Raw genomic sequence first — 4,975 nt, forward strand, 5'->3', positions numbered from 1 at the left:
CCTGCACACCGCGCGGCAGGATTTCGAGATTGGATTTGGCTGAACTCATAGCGCTTTAGCCGATAACTGAACTGGATGTGTGGAGGCTTTTCCCCTCCAGGCCGGGGCCGCGGAACCGGCTTTGCCGGGCCGCAGGCGCAGCGCCCCCTCGGGGGGCAGCGMWGTACACGAAGTGACRAGCGTGGGGGCCATGGAATTCATTGTTTAAAGAGTCCTTCTGGCTTCCACAAAAGGACAGCGGCCATCAACATATAAACCAGCATGCCCGCCATCGAAGGCAGCAGCACCTTGCCAATGGTGTCGACCAGGCCGACCAGCAAGGCGGAAATCAGTGCACCGCGCACCGAGCCGATACCGCCAATGACCACCACCACAAAACACATGATGAGCACTTGCGAGCCCATGTTGGGATAGACGCTGGCCACGGGCGCGGCGATCATGCCCGCCACCGCCGCCAGGCCCACGCCCAGCGCGAACACCACGGCGTGGATCAGCTTGATGTTGATGCCCAGCGATTCGGCCATGTCGCGGTTAAAGGCACCGGCGCGAATCTTCATGCCCAGGCGGGTTTTGGAGATCATGAAATAAAGGCCCAGCGCCAGCGCAATGCACACGCCCGACATGAAGAGACGATAGACGGGGTAAGAAAGGTTATCGGTCAGCGGGACCGAGGCGCTCAGCAAGTCGGGAATCGTGACGCCGTGAACATCGTCGCCCCAAAGAATGGAGCGCACTTCTTCAAAGATATAGATCAGGCCGAAAGTCAGCAGCACCTGGTCGAGGTGGTCGCGCTTGTAGAAGTGCCTGAACAGCAACCACTCCAGAGCCAATCCGAAGACGACCGACAGCACTGCACCCAGCAGGATGGCCAGTGTGAGGCTGCCCGTCAGCGTGCTGAGCGACCAGGCGAGGTAGGCGCCCAGCATATAGAAGCTGCCATGGGCCAGGTTGACCACGCCCATGATGCCGAAAATCAGCGTCAAGCCGGCGGCCAGCATGAACAGCAGCAGGCCGTACTGGACGCTGTTGAGCAGCTGGATGAGGAAGTTGGCTAAATCCATGGGCGGTTTAGAGAGTCGATATCCGTGAATGAGGTGGGCGAGGAGTGAGATCAGACGCGAGACCTTGGAGGCGATTCCAGCCAGCAGGGGCCGCGGAACCGGCTTTGCCGGGCCGCAGGCGCAGCGGCCCCCTCGGGGGGCAGAGAGCTACACGAAGTGAGCGAACGTGGGGGCTCATGTATGCCGGCGTGTGAATAGCAAGAGACTGCCCATCAGGGTAAAGAGGCCACCCGAGACGCGGTTGAACCAACGCACGGCCCGGCTCGAACGCAGCAGCGGCGCGATGCGTGCCACGCCCAGCGCGCAGCAGGTCAGCACCGTGAACTCAAAGGCCATGAAGGTGAGGGCGAGGATGGCGAACTGCGGCACGAATGGCGCGGCCGGATTCAGGAATTGTGGAAAGAAGGCCGCGAAGAACAACACCGCCTTGGGGTTGCTGGCACCGACCAGGAAGCCGCGCAGGAAAAACGAGCGGCGCTGGGCTGGCGCTTCGCTGGCGGCAGAGTCAAAGACAGCCGCTTCACTGCGGAAGGTCTTGATCCCCAACCAGATCAGATATGCCGCGCCAATCACCTTGGCTACGGTAAAGGCGGTTTCAGAAGCTGCCAGCAACGCGCCTAGTCCCATGGCCGACAGCAGCATCACACACAGCACCGCGCTGACGCTTCCGGCAACTGAAGTCATAGCCTTGCGCGGGCCATGGTTGAGGGCATTGGTCATGCACATGAGCATGGTCGGGCCGGGCGTGAGGATCAGCAGGGCAACTGCTGCGACGTAGAGGAGGTAGGTAGTGAGCGTCATGGGCGTGAAGATAGCATTGCTAAAGACCCGTCAGCATGGTCTGTGCCAGCTTGGTTCAAAAAAATGGGAGGCCTTAGACCTCCCATTGCGCTGAAACTAAAGCGATCAGGCCATCTTGCAGCCGGCGCCTGAGTCGGCCAAGGCCTTGGCCGCAATCCCGATCACCTTGTTTTCCTTGTTCTCGACCACGCGCAGGTACATGTCCTGCACCGGGTTGTGCGACGGGCTCATGGTCCATTTGCCGCGCGGGCTGTCGATGACGGCGCCTTCCAGGGCCTTGTAGAGCGCCGGCTTGCTGCTCAGGTCACCCTTCACCGCGTTGGCGCCCTGGATCAGCAGCAGGCCGGTGTCGTAGCCCTGCACGGCGTAAACGTCGGGCTGCAGCCGGAAGGTCTTGGCGTAGCTCAGGCGGAACTGGCCATTGCGCTGCGTTGGCAGCGAGTCGCTGTAGTGCATGGTCGTGATAATGCCGTTGGCCGCGGGGCCGGCGGCCTCGAGCACGCCTTCGGTCAGGAAGCCGGAGCCGTACAGGGGAATCTTTTCCTTCAGGCCCGAGGCGGCGTAGTCCTTGATGAATTTGGCTGCGCCGCCACCGGCGAAGAAGCAGGCCACGGCGTCAGGCTTGAGCGCGGCGATCTCGGTCAGCAAGGCCTGGAATTCGACTTGCGGGAAGGGCAGGCCGAGCTCCTTGACGATGGTGCCGCCCGCGGCGGTATAGCTTTCCTTGAAGCCTTCAAAGGCCTCGTCGCCTGCGGCGTATTTCCAGGTGATCCACACAGCCTTTTTGTGRCCGCGGTCAACCATGGCTTTGCCCAGCGCGCGCGTGGGTTGCGAGTTGGTGAAAGACGTGCGGAACACATTGGGCGCGCACAGGCTGCGCGTGGCGGCGTGCACGCCGGCGTTGGGGATCAGGCTCAGCACGCCGGAGTCGCGGGCGACTTTCTGGATGCCCATCTGCACGCCCGAGTGCACCGTACCGACGAGTACGTCGACCTTGTCGCGCTGCACCAGTTTGTTGGCGTTTTCAATGCCTTTGGAAGGTTYGGACTCGTCGTCGACCTTGAAGTATTCGATCTCGCGGCCGCCGAGTTTGCCGCCCTGTTCGTTGATGGCCATGCGAAAGCCGTTTTCAATGGCGACGCCGAGCTGGGCGAAGGTGCCGGTATAGGGCAGCATGAAACCCACACGCACCTTGGCGGACTGCGCACGCACGATTTCGGGCAGCAGGAGGCCGGTGGAAGCGGCACCGATAACGGCAGCACTGCGGGTCAATACAAGTCGGCGTGAAGTCATGGAATAGCTCCTGGTTGAGACTGAAGACAGTGAGACGAATAGTAAGCGTGCGTTGTGTATGCAGCCCTAGTGTAAAACCCGAGATTGAAGATTAAATTGTTTATGCCTAAAGCAATACCCGTGCCCGGTTCGCGCATTTTTCTGGCCCTCGGGCGCAGGGTATTTTCCGGATGTCTGCTTCCCGGGGTTCTCCATGTCAGTGCGGCTGGCGCAGCTTGAAGCGCTGGATCTTGCCGGTGGCCGTCTTGGGCAGCTCGTTCACAAATTCAATCCAGCGCGGGTATTTGTAGGGTGCAAGCTGCAGCTTCACATGGGCCTTGAGTTCGTCCACGGTGGTGGCCTGCCCGGCCTTGAGCACCACATAGGCCTTGGGTTTGACGAGCTCGTCGGCGTCGGCCACACCGATCACCGCCACTTCCAGTACGGCGGGGTGTGTCATCAGGCAGGCTTCGACTTCAAACGGCGAGACGTAAATGCCGCCGACCTTGAGCATGTCGTCGCTGCGTCCGCCATAGGTGTAGTAGCCGTCAGCGTCGCGGGTGTACTTGTCGCCGCTCTTGGTCCATTCGCCGGCGAAGGTTGCTTTGGTCTTGGCGCGGTTGTTCCAGTACATGATGGCCGCGCTGGGCCCGCTGATCTGCAGCTCTCCGATTTCCCCGTCAGCGCATTCACGCCCGTCGTCGCCGATGATGCGCAGCCCGTAACCTGGCACGGCCTGACCGGTTGTGCCGTAGCGCACCTGGCCGGGACGGTTGCTTAGAAAGATATGCAGCATCTCGGTGGAGCCGATGCCATCCAGGATTTCRCAGCCATACTGCGCGGTCCATTTTTTSCCGATYTCRGCGGGCAGGGCTTCGCCSGCGCTGGTGCAYACGCGCAGACGCAACTCGGACTTCGCCGGCCGGGCCGGATCGGCCAGCAGGGCCGCATACAAAGTGGGTACGCCATAAAAAATCGTGGGCTGGTATTTTTTGAGCAAGGCAAACACGTCAGCGGGCGTGGGCCGTGCGGGCAGGAGCACTGTGGTGGCGCCCACACTCATGGGAAAAGTCAGCGCGTTGCCCAGGCCGTAGGCAAAAAAGAGCTTGGCGGCGGAATGCACCACGTCGTCTTCCCGGATGCCCAGCACGCCGCGGCCATACAGTTCGGCCGTCTGGATCAGGTGGCTGTGCAGGTGCACGGTGCCTTTGGGCGCACCGGTCGAGCCGCTGGAATAGAGCCAGAAGCAGACGCCATCGGCGCAGGTGTCTGCTATGGTTTTGGTAGCTGCTTGCGCACGCAGGACGCCAGCCAGCGTTGGATATGACGGGGATTCTTCAATGCCGGCGACGATCACGGTTTTCAGTGTGTCGATTTTTTCCAGCAGCGGCTCAAAGGCCGAAAGCAGGGCATGGGAGACGATAAGGCCCTGCGCCCGCGAGTCGCGCAGCATGAACTCGAAGTCGGGAGGGGTGAGCAGGGTGTTGGCCGCCACGGGCACCACACCCGCAAGAATGCAGCCGAGGAAAGCGACGGGCCATTGCGGCGTGTCCAGCATGGCCAGCAGCACGCGGCTTTCAGGGGCAACCCCCTGGGCGCGCAAGGCGTTGGCAAAACGGTGGGCCTGGTCGATGAGTTCGCCGTAAGTCAGCGCCTCGCCGGTGGTGGCATCGATGAAGGCGGCCTTGCCCGCACGGCCGGCATTGCGCTGCAGCAGGTCGTGTGCGGCGTTGTAATTGCGCGGAATGGTTACCCGTGGTGGGCTTGCCGAATGGTCTGCGCTGCTTGCTTGCATGCTTGTCTCCATATTGCTCTTGCTATTATTTTGGTAGCTGCTTGCG

At 61.6% G+C, this 4,975-nt stretch carries 4 protein-coding genes; all 4 read right to left on the reverse strand.

What is annotated here, in order from left to right:
- Positions 1-197 precede the first annotated feature (197 nt).
- The 4 genes from AC1D0Z_RS15935 to AC1D0Z_RS15950 all read right to left on the reverse strand — a co-directional run bounded on the left by AC1D0Z_RS15935 (position 198) and on the right by AC1D0Z_RS15950 (position 4,929).
- Positions 198-1,061 carry a branched-chain amino acid ABC transporter permease gene (locus AC1D0Z_RS15935; protein WP_477659198.1) on the reverse strand — a complete coding sequence of 288 codons (864 nt, stop codon included), beginning with the start codon at positions 1,059-1,061 and terminating at the stop codon, positions 198-200.
- A gap of 174 nt (positions 1,062-1,235) precedes the next feature.
- The gene (locus AC1D0Z_RS15940; protein ID WP_477659199.1) at positions 1,236-1,862 is read right to left on the reverse strand and encodes a LysE family translocator; all 627 of its coding nucleotides are present in this window, start codon (positions 1,860-1,862) and stop codon (positions 1,236-1,238) included.
- Between the two features lie 105 nt (positions 1,863-1,967).
- Positions 1,968-3,155 (reverse strand): ABC transporter substrate-binding protein, encoded by a 1,188-nt coding sequence (locus AC1D0Z_RS15945; protein ID WP_477659200.1) that lies wholly within the window; start codon positions 3,153-3,155, stop codon positions 1,968-1,970.
- 196 nt (positions 3,156-3,351) lie between these two features.
- Positions 3,352-4,929: a benzoate-CoA ligase family protein gene (locus tag AC1D0Z_RS15950; protein ID WP_477659201.1), complete on the reverse strand. Its 1,578-nt coding sequence runs from the start codon at positions 4,927-4,929 to the stop codon at positions 3,352-3,354.
- Positions 4,930-4,975: the final 46 nt, after the last annotated feature.

This window comes from Polaromonas sp. P1_E3 (assembly GCF_056405935.1).

Coding starts and splice junctions, on each gene's coding strand:
- AC1D0Z_RS15940 (WP_477659199.1), bottom strand. CDS start 1,862: ATGACGCTCACTACCTACCTCCTCTACGTCGCAGCAGTTGCCCTGCTG.
- AC1D0Z_RS15935 (WP_477659198.1), bottom strand. CDS start 1,061: ATGGATTTAGCCAACTTCCTCATCCAGCTGCTCAACAGCGTCCAGTAC.